Below are 24,786 nucleotides of genomic sequence, written 5' to 3' on the forward strand. Positions count from 1 at the left end.
TCTCCGCCAGCCGTTTACGCTTGAAATGCAAGACGCTAAGGTATCTCCCCTATAATCACGCTTGTATTTCTGAACGAAACGATAGCTGCGCCCCCCCTAGTCGTCGCCAGCCGTTTACGCTTGCCTCGCAACGAATTTTTCCCTCTACATTCTATGGCTGAAGTTCGGACGACATGACTTTTCTTTTTTTTAATCGCTTCGCAATGCTTATATACCGCTCCAGCTCATGGAGCAGCATGAGAAGTGCTGCGCGAATTTCGAACTCTTCCCGTGATTTGGGGAGCTCCATCGTCCGGAATAATTGCGACAGATCGTATATCCGTTCTTCGACGTTGCCTTCGTACACATCCGATTTCACATCGAACGACAGCTGATCAAGCAGATCGGCAATCATAACTGCCTGAGGGAATTTCTCGAATACAAACGCTAGCTCGACGAGCATCTGCTGCACCGATTCAAGCTGCTGCCTTCTCATTTCGAAATAAGTGGACCAATACTGCTCCTGGCCCCATAGCCGATTCTCCCGGTTGCGGACAGAGCGCAGCGCGCCTTCCTCGATCGCATTGTAGGCTTCTAATATTTCCCCGCCGTTCCATACATGCGCCGGATTACGAAGCGTGAGCGCCATCTCTTGAAAAATAACGCCGAAGCTTCGCTCGATCGCTGAACGGTAGAAGCTTAGCTGATGCTCATCCTTCGGCATGTAAATGATGTTCACGATCGTCGCCCATCCAAGACCGGCGAACAGCAGCAATATCTCATTGCCGATAATCCCCGTCGTGACCTCTGCCCTATTAAACAAATGAAAGACGATAACCGAGCTTGTGACAATGCCGTCCTTTAAATGAAATCGCGATAGTATAGGAAACGTGATGAGAATAAATACAGCAACCGCCCATATATGAAAGCCGAACAAGGTAAAAATAAGCGATGCAAAAAAAAGTCCGAGCACGGAGGCGATAAATCGGACGAATGCGCTCTTCAGCCCTTTCATCCGCGTCACTTCGACGCCGAGTATAGCGAGTATTCCTGCGCCCAGAGGCGGCTCCAGTCCTAGATATACGGCAGTATAAATAGCTGCGATGGCGGCTAACGCCGTTTTGATAATACGAATGCCCATGAAATAACCTCGCGAACAATAGGATTTTATTTCTACATCCTACCGCTCGCGCCAGCCTGCCGTCAACCGCCTCTCGAGCGCGGCAACGAGCTGATACATAACTGTTGCAACTACCGCAATAACGATCAGGCTTGACAGGACCAGCGTGAAATTGAATACCTGAAAGCCGTATATAATCAAATAGCCAAGACCCAGCTTCGCGACGAGAAATTCGCCAACGATTACGCCAATCCACGCCAGTCCGACATTTACCTTTAAGGTGGAAATAATGACGGGAAATGAGCCAGGCAAAATAACAAGCTTGAACAATTGGAAACGGGAAGCTCCGAACAGCCTTACTACCTTAATATAGCCGGAGTCGATTTCTCGAAAACGGTTGTATATGTTTAACGTCGTAATGATAACGGTCACCGACAAGGTGATGGCCACGATCGACATAAATCCCGGACCAAGCCCTACAATAAAGATTGGACCCAGCGCCACCTTCGGCATACTGTTCAGCACGACCAAATAAGGATCAAATACGCGCGACAAAAAAGGAAACCACCACAGCGCCGCGGCAATCGCAGTTCCCAGCAATGTTCCAAGCAAAAAACCGGCTGCCGTTTCGGTCACCGTCACGCCAATATGCGGCCAAACGGATCCGTCAGCCATCGTCTTCCATAGCTGCAAAAACATCTTGGACGGATAGCTGAACAGCAAGGGGTCAATCCAGTCATTTCGCCCCGCCGCTTCCCATAAGCTAACAAATAGAAGAAGCAGGACAGCTTGGGTCGCAACGACTGCAGCCGTTATCCGGCGCTTCCTCTTTTTAAAGCGGTCATGAAGCTCGCTCATCCAAAAGCGGCGATCCTCCTGAATACCGGATACAGCCGCCCTCTCAGGCTTCTCCGCTTTCATAAGATACGGCCCCCTGCGTTCATCCACTCTGTCCACCTCCTTCGCCTTCCATATCTTCTTTATCAAGCTCATTCCATAAGCGTTCAAAAAGCTCTTGAAAGCCCGGCAGCTTGCGGGCCGCCATCGGTGTTGCCCGGCGGATATCTTCCGGTATTTTCAACTCGCAGCGTATATGGCCGGGGTTGCGGCCGAGCACGATGACGCGATCGCTCATCGCAGCCGCTTCCGCAAGATCATGCGTCACGAGCACTGCCGTTTTGCTAAGCCGCTTCAGCGTCTGATGAACCAAATCCTCAAGCTGGAGCTTGATATGCAGATCCAGCGCAGAGAACGGTTCATCAAGCAAAAGCACCTCAGGCTCGGTGGCCAGTGTCCTTGCAAGCGCGACCCTTTGCCTCATTCCGCCCGACAGCTCATGCGGATATCTGCGGCCTGATCCAGGCAATCCCAGCTCTTCGAGCAGCCTATCGACGGCTCTAAGCCCTTTCTCCGTCTTTTGGCCGCTAATCTCAAGCCCTATCGCGGCGTTTTCACTTATTGTGCGCCATGGAAACAAATAATCCTGCTGCAGCATATAGCCTACCTTGGGCGAGGGGCCGGCAACCCGCTCCCCGTTTAACAGTACTTGGCCCTTAGTCGGAGGAAACAAGCCGGCGAGCAAGCTAAGCACCGTCGTCTTGCCGCAGCCGCTGGGGCCGACCAGACTAATAAACTCCCCGCGGTCTACCGTCAGCTCAATTTGCTCAACCGCGAGCGAGGCACCCTTTTCATTCACATAAACATGTGATAATTGCTGCAGCTCAAGCACCGGTTCATGCGACATGCCTAAGCCTCCGTTTCCTGCCCCGTGTCTATTTAATCGCTTCGATCGCTTTTTCTGCAAAACCGGTGTCTACCAGCTCGCTATGCTCCGTACGTTTCTCCAGCTCTCCTGCCGTCGTAATGACGTCGAGCAGGTTATTCCATTCCGCTTCGTCAATGATCGGATCAGTTGCGTACGAGCCTTGCTGCTTGTAACGGTCGATCGCGCTAACGAGAATATCGCGATCTACATTCTCGAAATAAGGAAGCACAACATCCGCAATCGTCTCGGCGTCGTTGCTCTCTACCCATAGCTGCGCTTTATAAATGGCATTCGTAAATGATTGAATCGCTTTTTTGTTCTTGTTGATGTAGCTCTGCTTCGCCATAAAGACGGTATAAGGCAGGTGGCCGCTTTCAGCACCAAACGATGCGACAACATAGCCTTTGCCTTCCTTCTCAAAAATCGATGCCGTCGGCTCGAACAGCTGGACATAATCGCCGGTTCCTGATGCAAAAGCCGCAGGAATATTAGCAAAATCAACGTTTTGAATAAGCTCCAAATCAGTCTTAGGATCGATTCCCAGCTTCTTCAGCGCGAACTCGCCAGCCATTTGCGGCATGCCCCCTTTTCTCTGTCCGAGGAAAACACTTCCTTTTAACGAATTCCAATCGAAGTTTTCATCTGCCTCTCTGGCAACGAGAAACGTGCCGTCGGTCTGCGTAAGCTGAGCAAAGTTAATGATCGGGTCATCGGTACCCTGCTGATGCACATAAATAGACGTTTCTGAGCCAACCAGCGCAACGTCGATGACATTCGAGAGCAGTGCTGTCATCGTTTTGTCTCCGCCCGGCGTCGTCGTCAATTCCACATCAAGACCTTCCTCTTCAAAAAATCCTTTCGCGACCGCGACATACTCAGGCGCATAGAATACCGAGCGTGTTACCTCGCCGATTCGGATTTTCACTTTTTCCGAATCTCCTTTGCCGCAGCCTGCCAAAGTCGAAGTTATGACAAGCGCTACCGTAAGCATCAGCGACCATATCATACGTCTTTTCATTTTTTCTTCCCTCCCGCGCAATTGCGTTTAATAAATGTACTCCAGCCTATGCGGTAGTGTTCTAGGCGGTGAATGTGCACACAAAAAGAAGACTGCCCGCACATCGTCCAAGGACGAGCGGACAGCCTTCTATTCATTCCTGCAAGCTTCGCTGCAGCACTACAGTTTGTAGATATCTGTATATTTCTTCGTTAAATACGCAACCAAATGTTGAGGATCAAGCGGCTTGCCCGTCACACTTTGAATAAGCTCAGAAGGCGTTCTCAGCTTACCGTATTTGTAAATCCGCTCCGTCAGCCATTGCTTAATCGGCAATAAATCGCCATTTCCAACCTTCGTCCAGAAGCCATCAAGCTGCCGTTCCATCGTATCGGCAATCTGTGCAGCGTACATATTTCCAAGCGAGTAGGACGGGAAGTAGCCGAAGGCGCCGCCCGACCAGTGCACGTCCTGAAGAACGCCTTCCGCGTCGTTTGGCGGTGTCACGCCTAAATACTCTTTATACTTATCGTTCCAAATCGCAGGCAAATCAGCTGCCTTCACACCTTCATTGAAGATGAGCTTCTCCATCTCGTATCGGATAATAATATGCAGATTGTAGGTCAGCTCATCTGCTTCAATACGGATTAGCGATGGCTGGACAACGTTATTGCCACGATAAAATTGATCGACGCTGACATCCAGCTGGCCCGGAAACCGCTTCTGAAGCTCGCCGAAATAGCGATTCCAGAACGGTCTGCTGCGTCCGATGACATTTTCCCAGAAGCGGGATTGCGACTCGTGGATGCCCATAGACGTTCCAGTGCAGAGTGTGGTGCCAATGAGCTCCTCCATAATGTTTTGCTCATACAGCGCATGACCGCCCTCATGAATCGTGCCAAATAATGCGCTCGTTACATCGTTTTCCAAATAACGCGTCGTAATCCGAACATCACCCGGGCTTAGACCGGTAGCGAATGGATGAACGCTCTCATCCAGCCTTCCTGCTTCGAAGCTATAGCCCATTTGCTCCAGTATGTATAAGCTAAATGCTTTTTGCGCCGGTTTATTATAATTTTGCTTAAGGAAAGAGGTGTCAGGTTGATGGGGCGAATTCGCGATTGCAGCTGCCAGCGGTACGAGCTGTTCGCGCAAGCCTCCGAATACATGATCGAGCTCAGCTACCGTCATGCCAGGCTCATACTGATCAAGCAGCGTATCATAACGGGTCGCTTTAGCACCCCATAGATCGATAAATTGATTCGTGTATGATATCACTTTTTCCAAATACGGCTGGAAGCCCGCATAATCGTTATTTTCTTTGGCTTCCTCCCACTTGGATTCGGATTGCGAGGATAGCACCACATATTCTTGATAAAGCTTCGGCGGAATTTTTACGCTGCGATCGTATTCCTTGCGGGTCTCTGTCACTAGACGCTGCTCGATTTCACTGAGATTCGAATAAACATTGCTTTCCTCCAGCGTGGACAGCCACTCCCCCAGCTCAGGCGAAGTTGACAGCTTGAACTGGTCAGCGGACAAAGCGCCGATGACCTCGGAACGATTATCCATCCCTTTGCGGGGCGCGCCGGTGCGCAGATCCCAGTACAGAACGCCGAGTGCTTCGTCATAGCTCTTTATTTTTCGAATTGTTTCCGTAAAGCTTTGCAGAGCATCGTCATGTTTTATCGACATCATTTTTCCGCCTTCCTATTCTCGATTCGGACCTTCGTTCCTTTCATAGGAACTTCACTTGATCTTACTTATGTCAATCCTTATAATCATCTTAAACCTGCTAGACATACTGTGCAATAGAGAGAAAGAGAGGGAACCATATGCATATCATCTTTTCCAAAGCAGCCACGGACCGGTTATCCCCTTATTTAGAAGACGGGACAAGACAGCTTAAGCTGCTCCACGATACCGAGGGCTGCGGCTGCGTTGTCAGCGGCGTTCCTGCACTTCAGCTAATAAGCGAGTCCTCTGTCGACGACAAGCTTGCGCAAGGCGAGCCCTTTCCCTTCTGGTTTGAACCGCGGCATGAGGTTTACTATGAGCCTCATCTTCGCATCGATTACAATACGGAGCGTGACAGCTTTAGTCTGAAGAGCGATAGTCAAATTTATACCCTGCACCTTCGCCTCATTACCAATGGAGGTGCGGCATGAGCAACATCGATGAAATCCTAAACTATAACAAGCAATTCGTTGAAAACCGTGAATACGAGAAATACTCCACAAGCAAATATCCGAATAAACGGATGGTCATTGTCACCTGCATGGATACGCGTTTAATAGAAATGCTGCCAAAGGCAATGAACCTTAGAAACGGCGATGCCAAAATCATTAAAAACGCCGGCGCAATCGTTACCCAGCCCTTCGGGAATATTATGCGGAGCATCCTGATATCTCTGTATGAGCTGCAGGCAGACGAAGTATTCGTCATCGGCCATACGAACTGCGGCATGACCGGACTAAACCCCGAGCTTATCATTCAGCATATGGAGGAACGAGGCGTCTCATCCGAAACCATAACGACGCTGAAGCATTCCGGACTCAATCTTATGCGCTGGCTGACCGGCTTCGATAATGTTCGGGACAGCGTCTTGAACAGCGTGAGCATTATCCGCAATCATCCGCTGCTGCCGGCTAACATTCTTGTCCATGGATTAATTATTGACTCGGAAACGGGTGAGCTAATGCTAGTAGATTCTGCTTACCCTGAGGCCTAACCACATAAACGGGAGCATCACGGCTGTTAAGACAAACCGTTACGCTCCCGTTTTTTTGCTGTATAGGCTTTCAATCTAGCGGCAATTACATCGGAACGGTCTCTCCTCGTATGACGGTGAATAATCGATTCATCGTCTAACGGACTTGGCGATCCCCAGATTAGCCCCCGATCTTCGCAAGACTGCATACATAAAGCAAAAACCTCATTGTTAATGATTCGAAGGTCAAAGTCAGCATAAACCCTCTCGTCCTCCGCTTGCAAGGCAGCAATTCTCGGTATCAATTGCTTTTGCAAGCTGTCCTTATCAATTCCAAGCTTCTCTAACGGCGATACCGATAATTTTTGTTCTGCTTGAACTAGCATCTTCGCAGCACCACGCAAATTGCCTCTCCGCTCATGATATAGTCCGACCGCAAGCTGGATAAGTCCCACCCATGTATTCGCAAACGGGTCGCCGGGATGCTCCTTCCAATATTCCTCTAGCAGCTCATGGCATTCAAAATAATCCCGAGAGGCGTGGAATTCCACCAGATAGGATATGTATGCAATTGGAAAAGTAATCATTAGATCCTCCCGCTCGCGCAAATATAATACATTCGTCTTTTTATCATCTATAAAATTTTAGCATATGTCGCTTATACTTTCATGCATTTCAACCAATCCTATATGAATAAATGAAACCATCGTATATTTTAGACGTATTTAAGTTGTTAGCATCAGATGTATAAAGCTTATATCAGGAGGAGAAAAGACAGATGAAAAAAGGATTCATGGTTGTACTGGCATTAGCTCTATTCTTTACGTTAGGGTTTGGACAGTATGCCGATGCGAAACCACGGGGCGGCTTTAAATCACCAAAGCAAAGCTATACGCAAACTCCTAAAAAAACGGATAACGTTAGTCAAACGAATCCGGGAACGAAAACAGGCACTACTGCAGGTACAACAAAACCTGGATTTTTCAGCGGCGGCAGTTTAATGAAAGGCTTGATGATCGGCGGTTTGGCAGGCTTAATGTTCGGCAGCTTGTTCTCCGGCATGGGCGCATTCGGTAATATTCTTGGCTTACTGATTAATTTGATCGCTATTTTTGCGGTTATTATGCTTATTCGCGTAGCATTCGCTTATCTGCGCAGCAAACGTAACCCGCCAGATCAACGGAGACCTTACTAATCGTGCGTATATATACGGATGAAATTATTAACGCCATCTGCCTTAACATAGCTGAGCGCAGGGGCGTGAGCCCTACGGATGTGGAAGTGCAGCTCTCATGGGAAGAAGAGTATGGGTATACGGCCGAGGTTTGGGTAAACGGCCGCAGCCAATATATTATTGAAGCTAATATCCTCGAGGCTATCGAGCAATATATATTTAAACAGTATAACCGGCGCGTGTTCCGTTCGAATATCACGCTTGATGCGGACGAACAATTTTGGGCGGATATTTCCGATTAATCGCGAGGAAGCATCCTGCGGCTTGCTTTATCATTCATGATAAAATAAGTCCAGGATGCTTTTTTTTTTGCATGATTGCCGGTGATATTCAGCCTCCTAATAATTACTAGAGAAATAATGATAGATTTAAAGAAACCTCCGTGCTCTTCTTGCGTCTAACCTTTAGACTACGAGAGGAGTGAGCTTTCCAATCTTATGAGAAGAAAATTGAACATCGCATTGCTGCTGCTATTATTTGGCCAAACATTAATGACAGGTACAGCCGGTATCGCAGACGCAGCAGCAACGCAAATGACAAAGTTCCGTGTCTATCAGAATGACCAGGCGCTGCGTGAATTTACGACGGAGCCGCAGGCAATCGCTTATGCGGGCAAATTCCGATACAGCCATGTCGAAACGATCGCCGGCCGCAGCTGGGTATGGGACAACTTCCCGCGCTACAAAATTTATCAGAACGGCCAGACCAACCCAAATTGGGAATTTAGCTCTTACGCTAACGCTTTATCCGTCGCTAAGAAGCTAACGAACGTACATATTCGCGATTTAGAAAACATCGGTTGGACCTATCAATTCTATGCGAAATTTAAGCTTTACCAAGGCGACAACACAAGAGAGAATTGGTCCTTCCTCACACTTGCCGCCGCTAAACAGGAAGCCAAAAAATGGGGCAACGCGCACATTATCGATTTATCGACGAACAAGTGGGTATGGAGTAACCTTACCGACGCTCAAAAAAAAGCGCAGCGCGCCGCAAATCCAATCTACCAAATTACACTGGACGGCTTGCCTCTTGAAAAGAAAGCGCTTTATTCCTTCCTTTTCGATGCAATCAACGCTTCTGCCTCCATTTCCGGCAGTGAGGTACGAAACGTTGTAACCAGCAAAATCGTTCATTCGAATGTACCAAATTATTTGGTCAAAAAAAATGGCGTTATCGTCGCCGCTTCACTGAGCTTAGATGCAGCTGTCCACATTGCGAAGAAAACGCCGAATGCTGAAGTCTTCTTCAAAGACTTCGTGTATTGGTCTGGTATTCCCTATTTAACCGTTTACCAGGGCGACAATAAATTAAAAGCGTTTAACGCGCGGAGCAGCGCCGTTGCTTTTGCGAAAACTTTTTCTAACAGTACGGTCCGCACTTCTGAAGGCCGTACGATATGGAGCAATACAAAACGTCTCATATATATGGGCTGGAATGGAAGCGCGACCAGCGAGGCCGTAGTCAATCATGCGGCGAATACGCAGGGTTTATCGATTGACTCGCCAACCTGGTTTGAACTTGCCGCTGCGGACGGTTCAATAACGGATACATCGGATGTTGCGGTCGCAAGCGCCTTTAAGGAACAAGGCATTAAAGTCATGCCGCTCGTTCATAACCAATTCAACAAGAAACTGACGACAGAGTTTCTGAAGAATAAAGCTGCCCAGCAGACGTTTATTAACAATCTCGTCGCAAAGCTCGCGCAGCTTGGAGCAGCTGGCGTTAATCTCGACTTCGAAGTGGTGGCCGGCAGCGATCGAAACGCCTTCACCGCCTTCGTTACTGCTCTTGCGAAAGCGGTTCATGCGAAAGGAATGCAGCTTTCCATTGACCTTCCTAGAGGCAGCCTAAGCTGGAATCATGTTACCGCTTACGACCACGTCGCTCTCTCCGCTGTTGTGGATACAATCATAATCATGGCCTATGATGAGCACTGGAGCGGCAGCGATATACCCGGCTCCGTCGCAGGCTTGAAATGGGTCCGGGAAGGCGTAGAGCAATTTCTAAGCTACGGTATCCCGCGGAGCAAACTCATGCTTGGCATTCCGTTCTACGTAAGGGAATGGAAGCTCGACAGCACGAATAAGCTGGTGGGAAACCGCGCGATTTACATGAAAGAGGTACCGAAGCTGATTGCCGATACGAATGCTCAAGGCGTTTTTGATAGCAAATCAGGCCAGATGAAATACAAGTACTTCAAAGACGGCTATACTTACCTGTTCTGGGCGGAAACCGAAAGCACAGTGAAAGCCCGTATCGACATTGCTAAATCTTACGATCTAGCAGGCGTTGCGGCTTGGCGGCTTGGTTATGAAAGCTCTGATTTGTGGACGATGATGCTTCGTATCAAATAACGACAAATGCCCCCTTCTCCGCTTGCGAGATTGGGGGCATTTGTCTGAATTGACCTTGCATATTGCATAAGTATCATAATTTTAATTTTTTCGGCTCTGCTGCCGGAAACCGGATAATAACCTTCGTCCCTTTGCCGTACACGCTTTCAAACACGATTTTACCGTTTAAAGCCTCGACTATTCGAATAGTCACCAATATGCCGAGTCCAGTACCCGTATCCTTAGTCGTATAGAACGCCGTACCTAAGTTACCTAAATCCTCCTTGGTCATCCCTTTTCCCGTATCGATGATCTCGATAAATATTTCTTCATTCCGATAATAAGCGTTAACCGTTACTTCCCCCGTGTCCGGGATCGCTTCCACGCCATTTTTGATTAAATTCAGTATCACTTGAGAAAGCTTTGGCTTGTCCGCCCATACGAAGAGATCGGTTTGATTGCAGTTTAGGTGCATTTGAACGTTTTGAATCAATCCATAGGAGTTCATAATCTCAAGCGTGCTGCTCAGAAATCCCGAAACCTCTATTAATTCAAGGTGATCTGCCTGGGGCTTAGCCAAATTCAAATAATCGGTAATAATATATTCAGCTCTTTCCAATTCCGATAATGCTATTTTCAAATAGTCCTTCTTCTTGTCATCCACCGACTCTTTGAGCAATTGAAGAAATCCTTTGACGACCGTTAGCGGGTTGCGCACCTCATGAGCTACAGATGCTGCGATTTGACTTACAACTTTCAGCTTCTCGCTGCGCTCAAGCTCAAGCTTTAGTAAGTTGGTCTCAATGAAATGCTCCTTAAACAAAGAGGAAATTCCTATCCCGACTAACGTTACTGTACCCAAAATAGTTAAGTTGAGATAGGAATGAGTTTGATTCTCAAGCGAGTAATCGTTGATCGCCATGTATAGAAAAAAAACGATAAATACGATAATTACGGTGTTAGCCGTTAAAAGCAAACAAATGATGACTCTTTTTATTGCTAGATAGTTTTGAAAAGTTCTCACAAAAAAAAAGCCTGGACTTACGCATAACAGCAAAGCAACCGTAGCTAATAATACGGTATCACCACCTATGTATATGCGGTACAAAGCGGCAACGACAATGGCGATTATTCCCGGCACATATTTGCCAGATCCATATACAATAGAAATAATGATAGGAATGCTTCTTAAATCGCCTTGAAAACTGCCAACCACATTAACTGGCATAGCCATGCAAAGTATGGCAGAAACGCCAAACATGAATCCATTCACAATCTGAGAGGGAATGCTATCCGATATTTTTTTACGTGTGAAAAAAAACTGTTGGATAAAGATCGGAAACAATATGATAACAAGATGAATGAGCAATTGATTTACCATATCTATTGATCGATTTCCTCTCCTTTTACAATATTTGTATAGTTCTTTCGGACTAAAACATTACAAATGTATAATAACACAAAAAATAGAAGCAGATCATTACTATTTTTTATAGTGCGTCCTCTATTATTATGCTTTTGTGATATAGAAAAAAATTCCTAGCTCGTGCGGGTAATCCTGTCTTAGCTTCTTGCCTGATTCATCCTCTTAAACAGGATGAGGGTCGTATTTGGCTGCTGAGCAGCAACGGGCAGCTTCACGACCAATCGTATCGTCTCGACTTCGGAATCGTCTGTTTTCATTTTATTTAATCTAGGCTTTTAAAACGAGTACAAACACCCAAACATGAATCAAAAACAGTGCATAACCTACAGGGTACAAAAACTTCGGAGGTGAATGTTTGATGACTGGAATCGTTGGCGGCTCTCATAATAATATTGGTTTTATTCTGGTACTGTTTATTTTGTTGGTAATTATTGCATGCAGCTGCGGTATTTTTGGCGGAGGCTGCGGAATCGGCTATTAATAAATCACACTGAATGTCCTTCTTGCATTCCTGCTATACTTCCTCCAAGCATGAAACCAGATCGATTTTACTCGTTCTGGTTTTTTCATTTTTATTTGCATGACAGAAACAGAGATAAATTGTGATTTTCCGATTTATGTAATTATATATATTATCCTTTTGGGAAATGATCTTAATAGAGGAGGGAGACATTTGGAAAAATGGTATGTATGGGAATGTAATCAATGCAGCTCAACAATGACAATAAACTACGATGCAACTGACGATGATTATCAAAGATTTAAAAACTGCGGTTGTAATTTTGAAGGTATATTAGAGTGGAAGTATAACTTTGATGAGGAACAAAACATATGAAAAAAACTGCCTTGGACATTTGTCTTAGGCATTTTTTACGTTTCCTTCATTTCAGCAGCTATGTTTAAAAAGCAATACCCGACTTTGCATATCCGATATTAATCAAAAAACCCTGCACCGTTGGTCAGGGTTTTCATAGCACTATACCAACTATACGGTAATAGGTCCTTACATCTCACTGATCCCAAGATTGAATTGCCAAATTATGCCGAATTTATCCGTCAGGCTGCCGTAGCATTTACTCCAAAATGTTTCTTGAAGATCCATTCCTACAGTGCCGCCATCTTTTAATTTATTAAAAGCCGATTGAATTTCATCCATGTTTTCACTTACAATCGTAAGGCTTATATTATTACCTGCTACAAAAGGCATGCCGGGAAAAACATCCGAGAACATCACATTGCTTCCGCTAATATTAAGCCGCGTATGCATAATTAGATGCTTGGCTTCCTCTGGAAGTGGATATTCCGGGTTAGGCGGCATTTCCCCAAAGCTCATCATTTTTGGTATTTCCGTTCCAAACACTTGTGCGTAATACTCAACTGCTTCGCGACAATTTCCATTAAAATTAAGATAAGCTTCAACCGACATTTTATTCACTCCTCTAATAGTTTTAAATCAGTGTATAGTATCCAGTTACGGTTACGATACATAGTTTACCATTTTAACCTCTCATAAGCAAAAGCTCATTTTTCATAGAAAAAGGCCATCCCGCAAATGGACGGCTTATTTTTCAGTTCGCTAATAAGGCAAGAGAAGCAGTCGAAATCGAATTCTCAAACGTTTTTTTTGCTATGCTACCAATAAAACACATAAAAAACAGCATGTCAAATTTTGTCGTTTCCCTGTCTGCATCAACGAGCATTCAATGCTTTAGCCATTGAGTCGAGCTTTAAGATTGTTTTCCAGTTGCGTGAGGTTGCTGGAGTAAGCTTCTGAAATTTTTTCGGAAGCTGGGAGTCAAGCATGCTCTTGCGGTAAAGGAAGTAAATTTCTTTTCCGTCGATACGGTAATCGTCGTTTTCATGATTAACGTCAGGCAGACTATCGATTTCAGCTTGGGTAGGAGCATCCTTTAATAACGTGAGATGTATGCTTTGTCCGTCCGTCAAGCTTTCAAATTCGAAGGGGCAATTGTCGATTATGCGTGTAAGCTCAGACTCGGTTCTTAAAATAACAGCGATATTAAATCCAAATACTTTGTAAATCTCATTCTCAATACGTCCCTTCAGCGCTTCTGCACCGTCCTCCGATTCGAACATTACATTACCGCTATTTATGTATGTTTGCACACGTTCGCAGCCTATAGCCTCAAACATCTGCTTAAGCTCCTTCATTTTGATCATGTTGTTGCCGCCCACATTAATTCCCCGTAATAGCGCGAAATAAATAGTCATCATCATACTCCTTTTGATTATTCTAAATATATTTTATAAATCTACTTTATTATTTTCTGCAACTAATCGAAAGTACTTGACTAAAAGTTAACACTGCGGTATTTTTTAAACAACGTATACAACAAAGAAACTCCATGAGATATACTCCCTCACTTACAAATTTCACATCTATGCAGAGTAATCGACATAATCCGTCAAACAATCCTACAGCTCACTCCTATCGTTTGACATACTTTTTTAATGAAATCATATATTCTTGTTTTGTTCTTATGCAAGCTATTATTTACATATTACTATTATTTTCATAAAGAAAGAGGAGATGGATGATGCTGATTAAGAAGAAAACGGACATTACTTTTATTCTGGAAAATTTTAACTCTTTAGCTCAATGGGATGCAGAAGGCGAAAAGTTTTACATCGTGTTTAACGACCGCAAACGCGGAGGTCAATGGACTTTTATGAGCTACGCTGAGAACCGTTTCAGCGTACACGGTCTTGGCGACGACTATTGTGACGAAACTGAACATTTTTTCGAGGATAACAATGAAATCCTTTCGTTTCTATGGGAAAATCGGGCCGCTTTCAATGCCGCATTAAAGCCTATGACGATGTGCAGCTAAACGACTGGAAAAAAATACAATTTTAATTTATTTATTATAATTATACATTTTCGGTAAAAATAAAAAACACACCATTACTCGCGTGTGTTTTTTGCTGTCTCTATTTGATCGGCGGATACTGCTCTCAGGAGGTAATCACCTTATAGCTCAATCTCTGCTGCAGCATCTCTGCCAACTCCTCCATAGTGTCCCACACAAATGGCCGGACCGGATGAGATTGGACGAACAACTCATCCGCTGAGCTGCGGTTTACCGTCCAAATAACAGGGATATTTTTTCCTAGCGCGTAACCTGCTGCAAAATAAACGTCAGGCGAAGGTTTAGTTAAATCCGCAATAATAAGTTTACAATCTGAAATTAGCTCAATCGGATGATTTTCGCGACTGCCCATTTCTGATCGATGAAACAAACGCGGCAAATACCCGCACTGCTCTATTTTTGGAAATACGCTCTCCGCCCATTCGGTACAATTGTCATCCTCGTCTGAAAGTAAAACAAAGCATGACTTTAACTTTCTTCCTCCGGCTCTTGCAGCCGCTTCGTTCCATCCTTTCTCCGTCAGCATAAAGGTCATTCCTTCCCTTATGATTAACCGCTCCTCTTTCAGCTTCTCAATAATATAGACCAGCTCCTGCAAGTTTGGAGAATAGGTTATATTATAGCTCTGAGACAACGGATGAATAACGACGGGATCGTCCGGCCCTTCTGAATGTCGAAATAAGTACTGCAGCAGACGGCCTTCTTTCTCCTCGATTGTCACTGGAATGTTCGGAGAATTTTCTATCGCGGCTAAATCCCCGATCGACAGTATTACAGCTTCACCGCAATCAGACTGTTCCCGGATATAAGCCGATATGATGGGAAATCGTTTGCTTTTGATTTGATAAGAGAATGCGTTAATTGCATTGTAGCTATCTCTCATTAGGCTGTAAGAGCCGTCTGGTGCGCAATAACAGCCTAAATAATGATCATGCATGCCTTTTTCTTCTATTTGCACGATCTCAGAACAAAACAAACACCGTTTCTTTTCCATTATCGTAAATCACCCCTATAAGCTTATCATTCGCACATCTTATCGGATATTAGGGGTTTTGTGTGATTAATATTTTTTAATCCGGCATGGTAATTTTTTCTTATGCTTCATTTGCTCTTCAATTAACTGATTTTCATATTCCAGATCTAGAATGGTTTTGTATAATAGTTCATTTTCCCCGTACTGTAAATCGATTTCACGATAAATGTCACTTAGCGGCGGCGGCGGAGTCTGATGCCGAAACTGCGTTTCCATGTAATAACCAATCTCACTTCTTCTTGACGCGATCTTATTCCTCGTACGCGAAGGAGGTTGGCTTATATAATTAAAATGCATGATCATTTTGAGAATTAAAGCTGAAATAAGCATCACTGTTCCTGATTTCCAAGAATCCGTTAATCCCAGGACAAGAACCGAGAAGATGATGGCTGGAAAAATAAAAAGGAGTGTAAAAAGAGCTATAAAAAGCTTTATAACTAATCTCCCAATATCCTTCATTATTTTGCTCCTTTAAACAGGATTCATCTCCATTCATGATATGCTGCAACAGGTTATCCCTATTTTATATAATGCATTACCACTCCACACCCCAAGCGGATTCGTAGCCTTTATTGACAGAATGCTGCGGCATAGCCTCGGTCCTCGATTGTTTAAATGCATTATCCGTCCCCATATAATTAGCAAAATGCTTGCTTTCCTGTCTGCGGATTCGTCTTGCTTCTTTACGTTCAGGCGCTGTTTCAAATATTAAACGTTCTTCGTCCGATTCCGCAATCACCCCCGGTACTTCCGTCGGTTTGCCGTCGTCGCCGAGCGCAACGAAGGTCAAAAAGGAGGTAGCGCACACCTTGCGTCCGCCTGTAAGCAGATCCTCCGTCACAACACGGACGAAAACTTCCATCGAAGTTTTATGTGACCACGTAACAAAAGCGGATAAGCTTACGGCATCGCCTTTTTTTACGGGATGAAGAAAGTCTACAGAATCGGTTGATGCCGTTACTACGGGACGACGGGCATGCTTGGTAGCGGCAATCGTAGCCACATCATCTATATAAGCCATTAACTTGCCTCCAAAAATCGTGCCGTGATGATTCGTATCCGGAGGCAGGACGATAGATTCCTTTATGGTCAGCGAAGCTGACGCCGGCCTTGATGGCATCTGCCATACTGGTTGATCCAACATTTTCATGGTAACACCTTTTTTCTAATTAAGATTTTCGATCACGCTAAGTTTACACCTCCCTCCCATATAGGTAAAATACATATATCGAATAGTTTTCATTCCTTTTCATAATACTTAATCGTTGAAAAACAAATCCTGCGCTAAAGCTGAAGGAGAACAGCTGATGGACCTGAAACATTTGAATTACTTTGTAGCCGTAGCTGAAGCCGGAAGCTTTACTCAAGCGGCGCGCAAACTGCATGTTACCCAACCTTCTTTGTCCAAAATGGTCCGTCTGCTGGAGGAAGATCTCGGCGTTCAGCTTATTGACCGTTCTTCGAAACAAATAGAGCTAACTGATGCCGGCATGACTATTCTCCGTTCGGCCAAACATATTATCCAATCGTTCGAGCGCATGTCCAGCGATTTGGAGGAAGTCGTCAAACTAAAAAAAGGAACGCTTCGCTTAGGCATCCCACCCATGGTTGGCGGTTATTTTCTGCCTTCAATTATCGAAAAATTTTTAACACACTATCCGGACATCCGTCTGCATGTCATTGAACAAGGCGGGAAAAGCTTAGAACATGATATTATCCAGGGCGAGTTGGATTTCGGAATGGTTATCCTTCCCGTTAAAGATATTGAACGGTATCATATCCTCCCCTGCATCAATGAAGACCTGCGTCTTGTCGTTCATTCCGAACATAGGCTAGCTTCGCAACATACGATCCGGATGAGCGAGCTTGAACAAGAGCCTTTTATTATGTTTCGCAAGGATTTTACCATCCATCACCTGATCAGAGAGCAATGTGAAGCAGCCGGCTTTGAGCCCCGTATCGTATTCGAAAGCTCTCAGTGGGATTTTATGACGGAAATGGTTGCTGCAAAATACGGAATTACCCTATTGCCCGAAAGGATCTGCCAGCAGCTTGATCCTAAACGTTTTGCTTCTTTATCAATCGTTCAGCCTTCGATTCCGTGGCAATTATCTATGATTTGGCGGAAGGACAAATATTTATCCTTCGCCTCCCGGGAATGGATTCGTTTCATGGAGTCCGAGCTTGAACAAAATAGATGATCCGCGTCATATTGGCTGCTGAATTGTTCCCGATGGGCTTTTTCGATCTTTTACTTACAAAACAATAAGCCCGAACGAGTTCGTCCGGGCCGGCAGCCATTAAATCAAGGAATATTTCTCACGCAAATCCTCTCTAAGCGTGACCGCAGAATCTTCTCGAATATAGTGACACACATACGAGCGTCGCCAGCGATCCGTGCTGCGGTTCCGGTTAGAGGAGTGAATTAACAGCTCGTGGAAAAAAAGAATATCCCCCTTCTCCATCGTGACTGGAATTTGCTGATTCAAATCAATGCCCTCCGTCTCGTCCGTCCACTCTTCATGCTCTTCGAGGTTTTTCACTTTGCCATGCGGCAGAAGTCCAAGCTTATGCGTGCCCGGAATAACCCAGAGACAGCCGTTTTGTTCATCTACCTTCTCTTCCATCGCAATCCAAGCTGCAACCATCGTCATCGGATCATTCTTAATATAGTAATAATCCTGATGCGCTGCTTGACCGTGAGAGCCCGGCTCCTTGTAGAAGAACATGCTTTGTACGCAAACCGCTTCCTTCCCCATGAGCTGAGCGAGCGTGCCGCGAATGATCGGCAGCTTCATCACTTGGCGGGAGAAGCCGTCATGCTGATGGGGGTTGAACAGCCTTGTTGAAAAGCGTGCTTTATCTGAGGTTCTAGCCCAATCCGGCATCTCTCCCAGCGGTGCAGACCGAATCTCGAATATGTGTCTGTTAAATGCATCGATTAAATCGGCGCTGCAGCCCTTTTTTATTAAAATAAAGCCGTCTCTTTCGTACTGCTCAAGCTGTTCATTAGATAATGGCTTCAAAAGTTCTCTTTGCGCAGTAATCATAGTCGTATTCCCCTTCCATCACGCGAGTGTAATCGAAGCTTTCTTCATGCGTCGATATATTTGAATTTTACTGCGGACAGCCTTATTCAACAATGGCTCTGATTATCAATATTATGTCTGTAATTGATATCTAGCAGTAAGATCCTTTGATGCGTGATCGGAAAAACTACCGGTTTACTGTACATGATATTTGATTCTAACCTATGAAGATCCTAGCGCCCTTCTATATATCCAATTGTTTCAAATTGCTCGTTTACAAAAGATCTTATTTATTATAAAATTCTTTATAGCGAACATTTTTGTTCGCGATTAATGTTTTTGTCGGGAGGTGGAAATGTCATGTCCAAATCCATAAAAATCTTATGTCTTACGTTGCTGATAAGCGTTTGTATGTTCCCGGCTTCCGCATTTGCTTCATCAAGTAAAGCAACATCTGAGAATAAGAAAAGCTTCTTGAACAATATCTTATCTGTTTTCTCCGTATCAAAGAGCAACAATAATCAAAATCAAAATCAGAATCAAAATAATAATAACCAAAACAGCAGTAAAAATCATTCCAATCAATCGGATAAACATAAGGTTGATAAGGATTGGGATTCAAAGGATTTGTTTGACTGGTGGGATGATGATGACTGGTGGGATGAAATCTGTTGGTGGGATAAGAACAAAGACGATTCTTTTAAATTATGGGAGCGCTATTATTGCTATTAATTCCGTTATTTAGGTAATCCGTTGGCTGATGCCAACGGTTTTTTTAATTTCTCCTGTGCATTTCCTTTACCAATCATCAAACGCCCGGATTTCTTCACGTCTATAAGCGAAGAAACAAAAACAAAAAAGTGATAGAATAGATGAAGATAAACAGAAAGGCGGAGAATACATGATACATAATTTCATCATCGAACCAAAAACGTATACAACCTTCGAAAACGAGGAAGCGCAAATAGAAAAATGTAAGGAATGGGGCTTATTGTCCGAGAAAGCTTCCAAAACAAAAGCGTTTTTCTATAAAGGAAGCGGCACAAATCTAGCTTGCAGCATTGTCGGTTATGTCGATCGGATGACGGCGGTCATCTCATTCGAAAACGAACAAAAACATTGCATCCACCCCTCTTACCTGAAGGAAATGCAGGCTTCGAATTACGGCCAGAAGAGCTCAGCTGCTGCGGAAGAGGCTTCAATTTTAGAAACTGTGAGTGTTGAAGCAGAACAACCATTAACGCATGTTTTGGAGCAAGAGCCGCCTGGAGAGAGTGCACAGCCTGACGAGGATAACTTGCCTAAAGAGTCTGAGGCTGAAGCTCCGGCAAAAGCGAAAACCAAAAAAGAAAAAGCGCCAAAGCTTCAGCTTCCTGAAGAAAAGGTCAAAATGGTCGCTACCGTCAAAGATTTTACTACCGTGCCGAACAATTTTTCCGATACGGAAGATGAAGTAGTCATCTACGAAGCGGTTGCCATAACAGATCCGGCCACCGATGTCGGCGCAGCCTGGTCCAGCCACAGCGCCACGCTTAAAAAATTGGAGTTGGAACTCGGGGACACCATTCATTTCGAAGGTAAAATAGTAGCTAAGAAGCTCACAAAGCACCCTATTCCTTACAAAATCAACAATCCAGCAAAAATACAAAAAGAAAAATCCGAATAGCGATCCGTAAATAGGAAGAGGCTGCTGCTTTAAACCTTCGTTTGGTTTAAAACAGCAGCCTCTTATTTATTAAAAAATCCCGATTACTAATTGTCAACCTGTATGTTTATTAACGAATGCGGCAGCTTAGATCATTCCAACGAAGCTCATTGCGAATGCCGCGGACCGTCGAATTTTGATACCAGTTATGAAATTTGCTCCAAACGGTACGTATAGCCGCAAAAGGAGCAGCGAAACAGGACGCTTTTGTCACCAATCGTAATGGTCAGCCTATCATCATCTTCGACTTCAATGTACTCTCTTCCATGTTCGTCCCGGTCTCCTGTTGCAAACATTGACGTCTTATTTCCGCACTCGCATTCAAAGTTCATCATCTTAAGGTTGCTCCTCTATTTTTATTGATTGCATGCACAATAATCATAATTATACAAATAACTGCCATCCCTGCAGTATAACCTCCCAAAATATCGGTTATGTAGTGCACATGGAAATAAACCCGGCTCAAACCCATCATGAGGATTAGAAGGAACGCAGCGACAGTACTAAACATCTTTACAATATTAGAAACTCCTCTGACTTGTATAATGGTGCATGCAACCAAGCCGAACATCACCATCGCCAGCATCGCGTTCCCGCTCGGAAAGCTTGCGCCGTCCGCTTCAATCCCCCATGCGGAAACTGGCCTTGACCGGTCGATCCACATTTTGAGCAATAAATTGAATGCGTAGGCCGCACCTACTCCTACAATAATTGCTACACCTCGCAGCACACCTCTCCACCAACCGATCATAAAGCTGGCTATGAGTGTTATGCCTAATATAGCGATCGACGAGCCAAGATACGAAAACAGCTTAAAAACAGCAGTTGACCCATCACTCATCATGTCTGCCATGAGCGCCTCCGCTGATCGATCAAATGCATTACCATTCTTCTCCGGGACAGTCGCCACTAAAACTGCAAGCAGCATCAAGCTCAATATTAGCGTAATAACCCACCCGTTCCATTCCTTACGAATAAATACCAGCCTCCATTTACCTCGGTTTCATTGCTTCATCGTGTCAGCTTCGATATAATTATCGATGACATTATTATATTACAAAAATCAGGTCAAGGAAGGGTAACGATTAATATGTACATAGCTGATAAATGGATGGATTACGAGGTTATAGATACGGGTGATGGAGATAAGCTCGAGCGCTGGGGCAATTACACGCTTCGCCGTCCTGATCCGCAAATAATTTGGCCGATTGCAAATGAATCAGGACTTTGGAAAAAAGCGGACGGTCACTATCACAGGAGCAACTCAGGCGGCGGTCAATGGTCAATGAGCCCGTCCCTGCCTGAACGCTGGACGATCTCTTACGGAGAGCTTAACTTTCACATCAAGCCGACCAACTTTAAGCATACCGGCTTATTTCCTGAACAAGCGGTGAACTGGAGTTGGATGATGGACAAAATCAGATCAGCCGGACGGCCGATTCGCGTCTTGAATCTATTCGCTTATTCCGGGGGCGCAACAGTTGCCTCTGCCGCTGCAGGCGCCGAAGTGTGCCACGTGGACGCAGCCAAGGGCATGGTTCAATGGGCCAAGGAAAATGCCCAGCTGTCCGGACTGGAATCCGCACCCATCCGCTACATTACGGACGATGTATTTAAATTCGTTCAACGCGAGCAGCGCCGGGGCAAGCAATATGACGCGATCATTATGGATCCTCCCTCCTATGGACGCGGACCGAACGGCGAAACGTGGAAGCTGGAAGAAAATCTGTTTCCGTTTCTTCAATCCTGCACTTCTATTTTGTCTGACAATCCGCTATTTCTGCTAATAAACTCCTATACGACCGGATTATCGCCTTCCGTGCTGCACAACCTGCTGCATATGACGATGAATGCCAAATACGGCGGCGAGATCAATTGCGGGGAAATCGGTTTGCCGATTACGAAATCCGGCCTTAATTTGCCTTGCGGAATACTGGGTCGTTGGGAGTCTAAGTAATGCCAATCACTGTTTTATATGAGGATAACCACCTGCTGGCTGTTGTGAAGCCGCCCGGCATTTTGTCGCAAGAGGATGACACGGGCGATGCTGACATGCTGACGCTGCTTAAGCAGGATTTAAAGGAACGGCACAATAAACCTGGAAACGTATTTCTCGGCCTCGTTCACCGACTTGACCGCATGGTTGGCGGCGTTATGGTTTTTGCGAAAACATCGAAAGCTGCCTCCAGATTATCCGAATCAGTTCGCAGCCGCCAATTTGGCAAGACGTATGTCTGTGTTGTGCAGGGCAGCCCAAGCAAGCCGAAAGCCCGTTTAACGCATTATATCCTCAAGGATAATAAGCATAATCAGGTTACCGTCTATAACAAGCCGACGAATGAAGCAAAAGAAGCCATTTTGGAATACGAGGTTGCAGCCGTGTCCGGTCGTTATTCGCTGATCGCGGTTAAACTGCATACGGGAAGACCTCATCAAATTCGGGCACAGATGGCGCATATCGGCTGTCCGTTAGTGGGTGATCTTAAGTATGGTGCGAAGCCAACCGGCGGTATCACCGATATCGCGTTATGGTCGACTTCGGTTTCAGCTCCTCATCCGGTAACGAAGGAATGGATCAGCTTCCGGTCGATACCAAGCGGCTCTGATGCCTGGACCTGGTGGTCTGAAGAGCAGCTAGAAGCCGCCTCCATTATGCACAGCAATACGTAACAAGGAAGGACATAATACATATGCGCCGAAAACGTCATCTTAAATTTCAAGCCGTTCTATTAGTACTTTGTTTTTTGGGTTTACTATTTATTTTTTTGACGCCCTCCATTTTCGAGAGGGCCTCTGCACCACCTGATTCTTATCGTACAGCGACAGCCGGGACTAATCCGGATGAACAGGCAGCAATCACGCCTGCGCCATCTCCATCTCCTGCCGCCACCAAACCGCCCGCGCCACCTAAGCCTGTATTTGCCGATGCGGTATGGATGGCTGTAGGCGATGTCATGATGCATACGCCGCAGCTGCCCGGCTCTTTTGACAAAAAGACAAACCGCTACAACTTCAATCCTTTTTTTGCAGAGGTTAAGCCTATTTTGGAGCAAGGGGACTGGGTTATCGCCAACCTGGAGACGCCTATTGCCGGCGCGGATTACGGCTTCGACGGATACCCGCGGTTCAACGCGCCAATTGAGCTCGGGGAAGCCCTCAAGAAAGCTGGATTTAATCTGATAACAACTGCAAACAATCATTCGCTCGATCAAGGTGAAACAGGAGTGCTGCGCACGCTGAAAAACCTGAGTGCGCTTCATCTTCAGACTAAGGGAACAGCCGCATCGCAAGCGGAAGCGGAATCAATCGTTTTATCGGAGAAATCCGGCATCGTCATGGGATTGCTTGCATACACCTATGGAACGAACGGTATTCCCATTCCTGAAGGCAAGCCCTATCTGGTTTCACTAATCGATGAACAAAAAATAAAAGCGGATATTTCAAAACTTCGTAAAGCGGGAGCCGATTTCATTACAGTATCTCTTCATTTCGGTACCGAATATCAAGTTACGCCAAATGATGAACAGAAGCGTCTTGCAAGAGCACTTATAGCAGCAGGAGCAGATATTATTGCCGGCTCGCATCCACATGTCGTTCAGCCGTATGAGGTCGTCGAAACAACTGATGCGAATGGCCATGTAAAAAAAGGACTTATTATTTATTCAATGGGTAATTTTATTTCAAATCAGCGGGGCGATACGAAGGATTGCGGGGTTATTTTTAAAGTAAATGTACGTAAAAACATGACGGACGGTACCGTTGACCTAACCGAAATTGAAACGATTCCAACATGGGTTCATCGTTACAAGCCGGATCGTTCCTACCGTTATCGCATACTTCCGATCGAAGATACGATAACTGCTTCAAATGACACTTTGCTAAAAGAAGCCGACTACGATTTGCTTCAAAAAAATTACGATTTGCTGCGCAATCGGCTCGATTCCATGAAATAGACGGCGTCCCCTGCAGCGTTTACAAGTTTGCAACCTTGCCTAATAAGTACACCAGCAGCTGCTGGTTATGAGAGGAAATGCGGTCCAGCGATTGTTCGATCATTTCGGTCCGAATCGTTGAACCGCGCTCCGCTTCCGCTTTGCCCTTCTCCGATACAGAAACCCAAACAATTCTTCGATCATTATCGTCCCTCGCGCGTTCAATCAGCTCGTTTCTTTCCATCCGATCAAGCAGCGTCGTAATTGCAGCCGGAGTAGTTGACAAATACTGAAGCAGATCCGACGGCTTCATCGGCTGATGCTGCAGCAGCAGCTCGAGCACATTTAGCTGCCCTTCCGTCAAAGGAGCCAGCGACTGCTCCAAGTTATTTTTCCAATCCCGCGAAAGCCTCGTCCATAATCGGGTAAATTCTCCAGATACCATAGCTCACACCTGCCTTCTGTCAATTTCCACCTATTTGATATTTATTATAGCAGTCTTAATTGTCGAATAAAAGATTAACCCAATTAATAATTTGCGATATTAATCGATACAATAATGAACATTATGACAGTGTTAGACATACAATGAGGCGAAGGCCCAGCGCCATGTCTGTTTTTGCTTAATG

Annotated in this window: 30 protein-coding genes; 14 read left to right on the forward strand and 16 right to left on the reverse strand. The window is 45.2% G+C overall.

The annotated features are described in order from the left end of the window. Nucleotides 1-151: 151 nt before the first annotated feature. The 5 genes from AC0YNZ_RS06015 to AC0YNZ_RS06035 all read right to left on the reverse strand — a co-directional run bounded on the left by AC0YNZ_RS06015 (nucleotide 152) and on the right by AC0YNZ_RS06035 (nucleotide 5,559). The gene (locus AC0YNZ_RS06015) at nucleotides 152-1,120 is read right to left on the reverse strand and encodes an aromatic acid exporter family protein (RefSeq protein ID WP_475825765.1); all 969 of its coding nucleotides are present in this window, start codon (nucleotides 1,118-1,120) and stop codon (nucleotides 152-154) included. 39 nt (nucleotides 1,121-1,159) lie between these two features. Next, complete coding sequence (locus AC0YNZ_RS06020; RefSeq protein WP_475826153.1) at nucleotides 1,160-2,020, reverse strand: ABC transporter permease; 861 nt, start codon at nucleotides 2,018-2,020, stop codon at nucleotides 1,160-1,162. 19 nt (nucleotides 2,021-2,039) lie between these two features. After that, a complete protein-coding gene (locus AC0YNZ_RS06025) occupies nucleotides 2,040-2,843 on the reverse strand; it encodes an ABC transporter ATP-binding protein (RefSeq protein ID WP_475825766.1) in 804 nt (267 codons plus the stop codon). A gap of 28 nt (nucleotides 2,844-2,871) precedes the next feature. Beyond that, the gene (locus tag AC0YNZ_RS06030) at nucleotides 2,872-3,882 is read right to left on the reverse strand and encodes an ABC transporter substrate-binding protein (RefSeq protein WP_475825767.1); all 1,011 of its coding nucleotides are present in this window, start codon (nucleotides 3,880-3,882) and stop codon (nucleotides 2,872-2,874) included. 159 nt (nucleotides 3,883-4,041) lie between these two features. After that, nucleotides 4,042-5,559 (reverse strand): carboxypeptidase M32, encoded by a 1,518-nt coding sequence (locus AC0YNZ_RS06035; RefSeq protein WP_475825768.1) that lies wholly within the window; start codon nucleotides 5,557-5,559, stop codon nucleotides 4,042-4,044. A 137-nt stretch (nucleotides 5,560-5,696) separates the two neighbouring features. Here AC0YNZ_RS06035 and AC0YNZ_RS06040 point away from each other — a divergent pair, with 137 nt between their 5' ends. Then, entirely contained in the window at nucleotides 5,697-6,029 is a 333-nt protein-coding gene (locus AC0YNZ_RS06040; RefSeq protein ID WP_475825769.1) for an iron-sulfur cluster biosynthesis family protein, read from the forward strand. Then, nucleotides 6,026-6,592: a beta-class carbonic anhydrase gene (locus AC0YNZ_RS06045; RefSeq protein WP_475825770.1), complete on the forward strand. Its 567-nt coding sequence runs from the start codon at nucleotides 6,026-6,028 to the stop codon at nucleotides 6,590-6,592. The genes AC0YNZ_RS06040 and AC0YNZ_RS06045 overlap by 4 nt, the downstream gene beginning before the upstream one ends. A 26-nt stretch (nucleotides 6,593-6,618) precedes the next feature. Here AC0YNZ_RS06045 and AC0YNZ_RS06050 read toward each other — a convergent pair whose 3' ends face one another. Then, a complete protein-coding gene (locus AC0YNZ_RS06050; protein ID WP_475825771.1) occupies nucleotides 6,619-7,158 on the reverse strand; it encodes a DUF309 domain-containing protein in 540 nt (179 codons plus the stop codon). Nucleotides 7,159-7,349: 191 nt separating this feature from the next. Here AC0YNZ_RS06050 and AC0YNZ_RS06055 point away from each other — a divergent pair, with 191 nt between their 5' ends. The 3 genes from AC0YNZ_RS06055 to AC0YNZ_RS06065 all read left to right on the forward strand — a co-directional run bounded on the left by AC0YNZ_RS06055 (nucleotide 7,350) and on the right by AC0YNZ_RS06065 (nucleotide 10,162). Then, nucleotides 7,350-7,766, forward strand: a complete 417-nt coding sequence (locus AC0YNZ_RS06055) for a hypothetical protein (protein ID WP_475825772.1) — start codon at nucleotides 7,350-7,352, stop codon at nucleotides 7,764-7,766. A 2-nt stretch (nucleotides 7,767-7,768) separates the two neighbouring features. Next, nucleotides 7,769-8,047 (forward strand): YxcD family protein, encoded by a 279-nt coding sequence (locus AC0YNZ_RS06060; protein ID WP_475825773.1) that lies wholly within the window; start codon nucleotides 7,769-7,771, stop codon nucleotides 8,045-8,047. 195 nt (nucleotides 8,048-8,242) lie between these two features. Then, nucleotides 8,243-10,162, forward strand: a complete 1,920-nt coding sequence (locus AC0YNZ_RS06065) for a glycosyl hydrolase family 18 protein (RefSeq protein ID WP_475825774.1) — start codon at nucleotides 8,243-8,245, stop codon at nucleotides 10,160-10,162. A 73-nt stretch (nucleotides 10,163-10,235) separates the two neighbouring features. On the opposite strand, the gene AC0YNZ_RS06070 is transcribed toward AC0YNZ_RS06065, so the two are convergent. Beyond that, entirely contained in the window at nucleotides 10,236-11,522 is a 1,287-nt protein-coding gene (locus AC0YNZ_RS06070; RefSeq protein WP_475825775.1) for an ATP-binding protein, read from the reverse strand. Between the two features lie 403 nt (nucleotides 11,523-11,925). Between AC0YNZ_RS06070 and AC0YNZ_RS06075 the strand changes: the two genes are divergently transcribed. Both AC0YNZ_RS06075 and AC0YNZ_RS06080 read left to right on the forward strand, forming a co-directional pair. Further along, nucleotides 11,926-12,048: a YjcZ family sporulation protein gene (locus tag AC0YNZ_RS06075; RefSeq protein ID WP_475825776.1), complete on the forward strand. Its 123-nt coding sequence runs from the start codon at nucleotides 11,926-11,928 to the stop codon at nucleotides 12,046-12,048. A gap of 192 nt (nucleotides 12,049-12,240) precedes the next feature. Then, entirely contained in the window at nucleotides 12,241-12,402 is a 162-nt protein-coding gene (locus tag AC0YNZ_RS06080; protein ID WP_475825777.1) for a hypothetical protein, read from the forward strand. Nucleotides 12,403-12,570: 168 nt separating this feature from the next. Here the strand turns inward: AC0YNZ_RS06080 and AC0YNZ_RS06085 are convergent, their stop codons facing one another. Together AC0YNZ_RS06085 and AC0YNZ_RS06090 are read right to left on the reverse strand one after the other, a co-directional pair. Beyond that, nucleotides 12,571-12,993, reverse strand: coding sequence for a VOC family protein (locus AC0YNZ_RS06085; RefSeq protein ID WP_475825778.1), 423 nt, complete (start codon nucleotides 12,991-12,993; stop codon nucleotides 12,571-12,573). A gap of 263 nt (nucleotides 12,994-13,256) precedes the next feature. Then, nucleotides 13,257-13,799 carry a DUF1697 domain-containing protein gene (locus AC0YNZ_RS06090; RefSeq protein WP_475825779.1) on the reverse strand — a complete coding sequence of 181 codons (543 nt, stop codon included), beginning with the start codon at nucleotides 13,797-13,799 and terminating at the stop codon, nucleotides 13,257-13,259. Nucleotides 13,800-14,122: 323 nt separating this feature from the next. Here AC0YNZ_RS06090 and AC0YNZ_RS06095 point away from each other — a divergent pair, with 323 nt between their 5' ends. Continuing rightward, complete coding sequence (locus AC0YNZ_RS06095; protein ID WP_475825780.1) at nucleotides 14,123-14,419, forward strand: hypothetical protein; 297 nt, start codon at nucleotides 14,123-14,125, stop codon at nucleotides 14,417-14,419. Between the two features lie 124 nt (nucleotides 14,420-14,543). On the opposite strand, the gene AC0YNZ_RS06100 is transcribed toward AC0YNZ_RS06095, so the two are convergent. The 3 genes from AC0YNZ_RS06100 to AC0YNZ_RS06110 form a co-directional block, all read right to left on the reverse strand. Beyond that, nucleotides 14,544-15,452, reverse strand: coding sequence for a hypothetical protein (locus tag AC0YNZ_RS06100; protein ID WP_475825781.1), 909 nt, complete (start codon nucleotides 15,450-15,452; stop codon nucleotides 14,544-14,546). 66 nt (nucleotides 15,453-15,518) lie between these two features. Next, nucleotides 15,519-15,950, reverse strand: coding sequence for a hypothetical protein (locus AC0YNZ_RS06105; protein WP_475825782.1), 432 nt, complete (start codon nucleotides 15,948-15,950; stop codon nucleotides 15,519-15,521). A gap of 76 nt (nucleotides 15,951-16,026) precedes the next feature. Further along, entirely contained in the window at nucleotides 16,027-16,635 is a 609-nt protein-coding gene (locus AC0YNZ_RS06110; RefSeq protein ID WP_475825783.1) for an acyl-CoA thioesterase, read from the reverse strand. 163 nt (nucleotides 16,636-16,798) lie between these two features. Between AC0YNZ_RS06110 and AC0YNZ_RS06115 the strand changes: the two genes are divergently transcribed. Continuing rightward, entirely contained in the window at nucleotides 16,799-17,692 is an 894-nt protein-coding gene (locus AC0YNZ_RS06115; RefSeq protein ID WP_475825784.1) for a LysR family transcriptional regulator, read from the forward strand. A gap of 99 nt (nucleotides 17,693-17,791) precedes the next feature. Here the strand turns inward: AC0YNZ_RS06115 and AC0YNZ_RS06120 are convergent, their stop codons facing one another. Then, the gene (locus tag AC0YNZ_RS06120; protein ID WP_475825785.1) at nucleotides 17,792-18,541 is read right to left on the reverse strand and encodes a phytanoyl-CoA dioxygenase family protein; all 750 of its coding nucleotides are present in this window, start codon (nucleotides 18,539-18,541) and stop codon (nucleotides 17,792-17,794) included. A 339-nt stretch (nucleotides 18,542-18,880) separates the two neighbouring features. On the opposite strand from AC0YNZ_RS06120, the gene AC0YNZ_RS06125 reads away from it, so the two are divergent. Further along, the gene (locus AC0YNZ_RS06125) at nucleotides 18,881-19,252 is read left to right on the forward strand and encodes a hypothetical protein (RefSeq protein ID WP_475825786.1); all 372 of its coding nucleotides are present in this window, start codon (nucleotides 18,881-18,883) and stop codon (nucleotides 19,250-19,252) included. A 169-nt stretch (nucleotides 19,253-19,421) separates the two neighbouring features. Next, nucleotides 19,422-20,186, forward strand: coding sequence for a hypothetical protein (locus tag AC0YNZ_RS06130; RefSeq protein WP_475825787.1), 765 nt, complete (start codon nucleotides 19,422-19,424; stop codon nucleotides 20,184-20,186). 185 nt (nucleotides 20,187-20,371) lie between these two features. Here the strand turns inward: AC0YNZ_RS06130 and AC0YNZ_RS06135 are convergent, their stop codons facing one another. After that, entirely contained in the window at nucleotides 20,372-20,560 is a 189-nt protein-coding gene (locus tag AC0YNZ_RS06135; protein ID WP_475825788.1) for a hypothetical protein, read from the reverse strand. After that, nucleotides 20,557-21,078, reverse strand: a complete 522-nt coding sequence (locus tag AC0YNZ_RS06140) for a phosphatase PAP2 family protein (protein ID WP_475825789.1) — start codon at nucleotides 21,076-21,078, stop codon at nucleotides 20,557-20,559. The genes AC0YNZ_RS06135 and AC0YNZ_RS06140 overlap by 4 nt, the downstream gene beginning before the upstream one ends. A 237-nt stretch (nucleotides 21,079-21,315) precedes the next feature. Here AC0YNZ_RS06140 and AC0YNZ_RS06145 point away from each other — a divergent pair, with 237 nt between their 5' ends. From AC0YNZ_RS06145 to AC0YNZ_RS06155, 3 genes are read left to right on the forward strand one after another with little or no spacing between them, the layout of a single operon-like run. Beyond that, nucleotides 21,316-22,182, forward strand: coding sequence for a class I SAM-dependent methyltransferase (locus AC0YNZ_RS06145; protein ID WP_475825790.1), 867 nt, complete (start codon nucleotides 21,316-21,318; stop codon nucleotides 22,180-22,182). Continuing rightward, complete coding sequence (locus tag AC0YNZ_RS06150) at nucleotides 22,182-22,895, forward strand: RluA family pseudouridine synthase (RefSeq protein ID WP_475825791.1); 714 nt, start codon at nucleotides 22,182-22,184, stop codon at nucleotides 22,893-22,895. Before AC0YNZ_RS06145 ends, AC0YNZ_RS06150 begins: the two co-directional genes overlap by 1 nt. A gap of 20 nt (nucleotides 22,896-22,915) precedes the next feature. After that, nucleotides 22,916-24,178: a CapA family protein gene (locus AC0YNZ_RS06155; RefSeq protein WP_475825792.1), complete on the forward strand. Its 1,263-nt coding sequence runs from the start codon at nucleotides 22,916-22,918 to the stop codon at nucleotides 24,176-24,178. Nucleotides 24,179-24,197: 19 nt separating this feature from the next. Here AC0YNZ_RS06155 and AC0YNZ_RS06160 read toward each other — a convergent pair whose 3' ends face one another. Then, nucleotides 24,198-24,602, reverse strand: coding sequence for a MarR family winged helix-turn-helix transcriptional regulator (locus AC0YNZ_RS06160; protein WP_475825793.1), 405 nt, complete (start codon nucleotides 24,600-24,602; stop codon nucleotides 24,198-24,200). Nucleotides 24,603-24,786: the final 184 nt, after the last annotated feature.

Source organism: Paenibacillus sp. J2L1-98, from assembly GCF_056269405.1.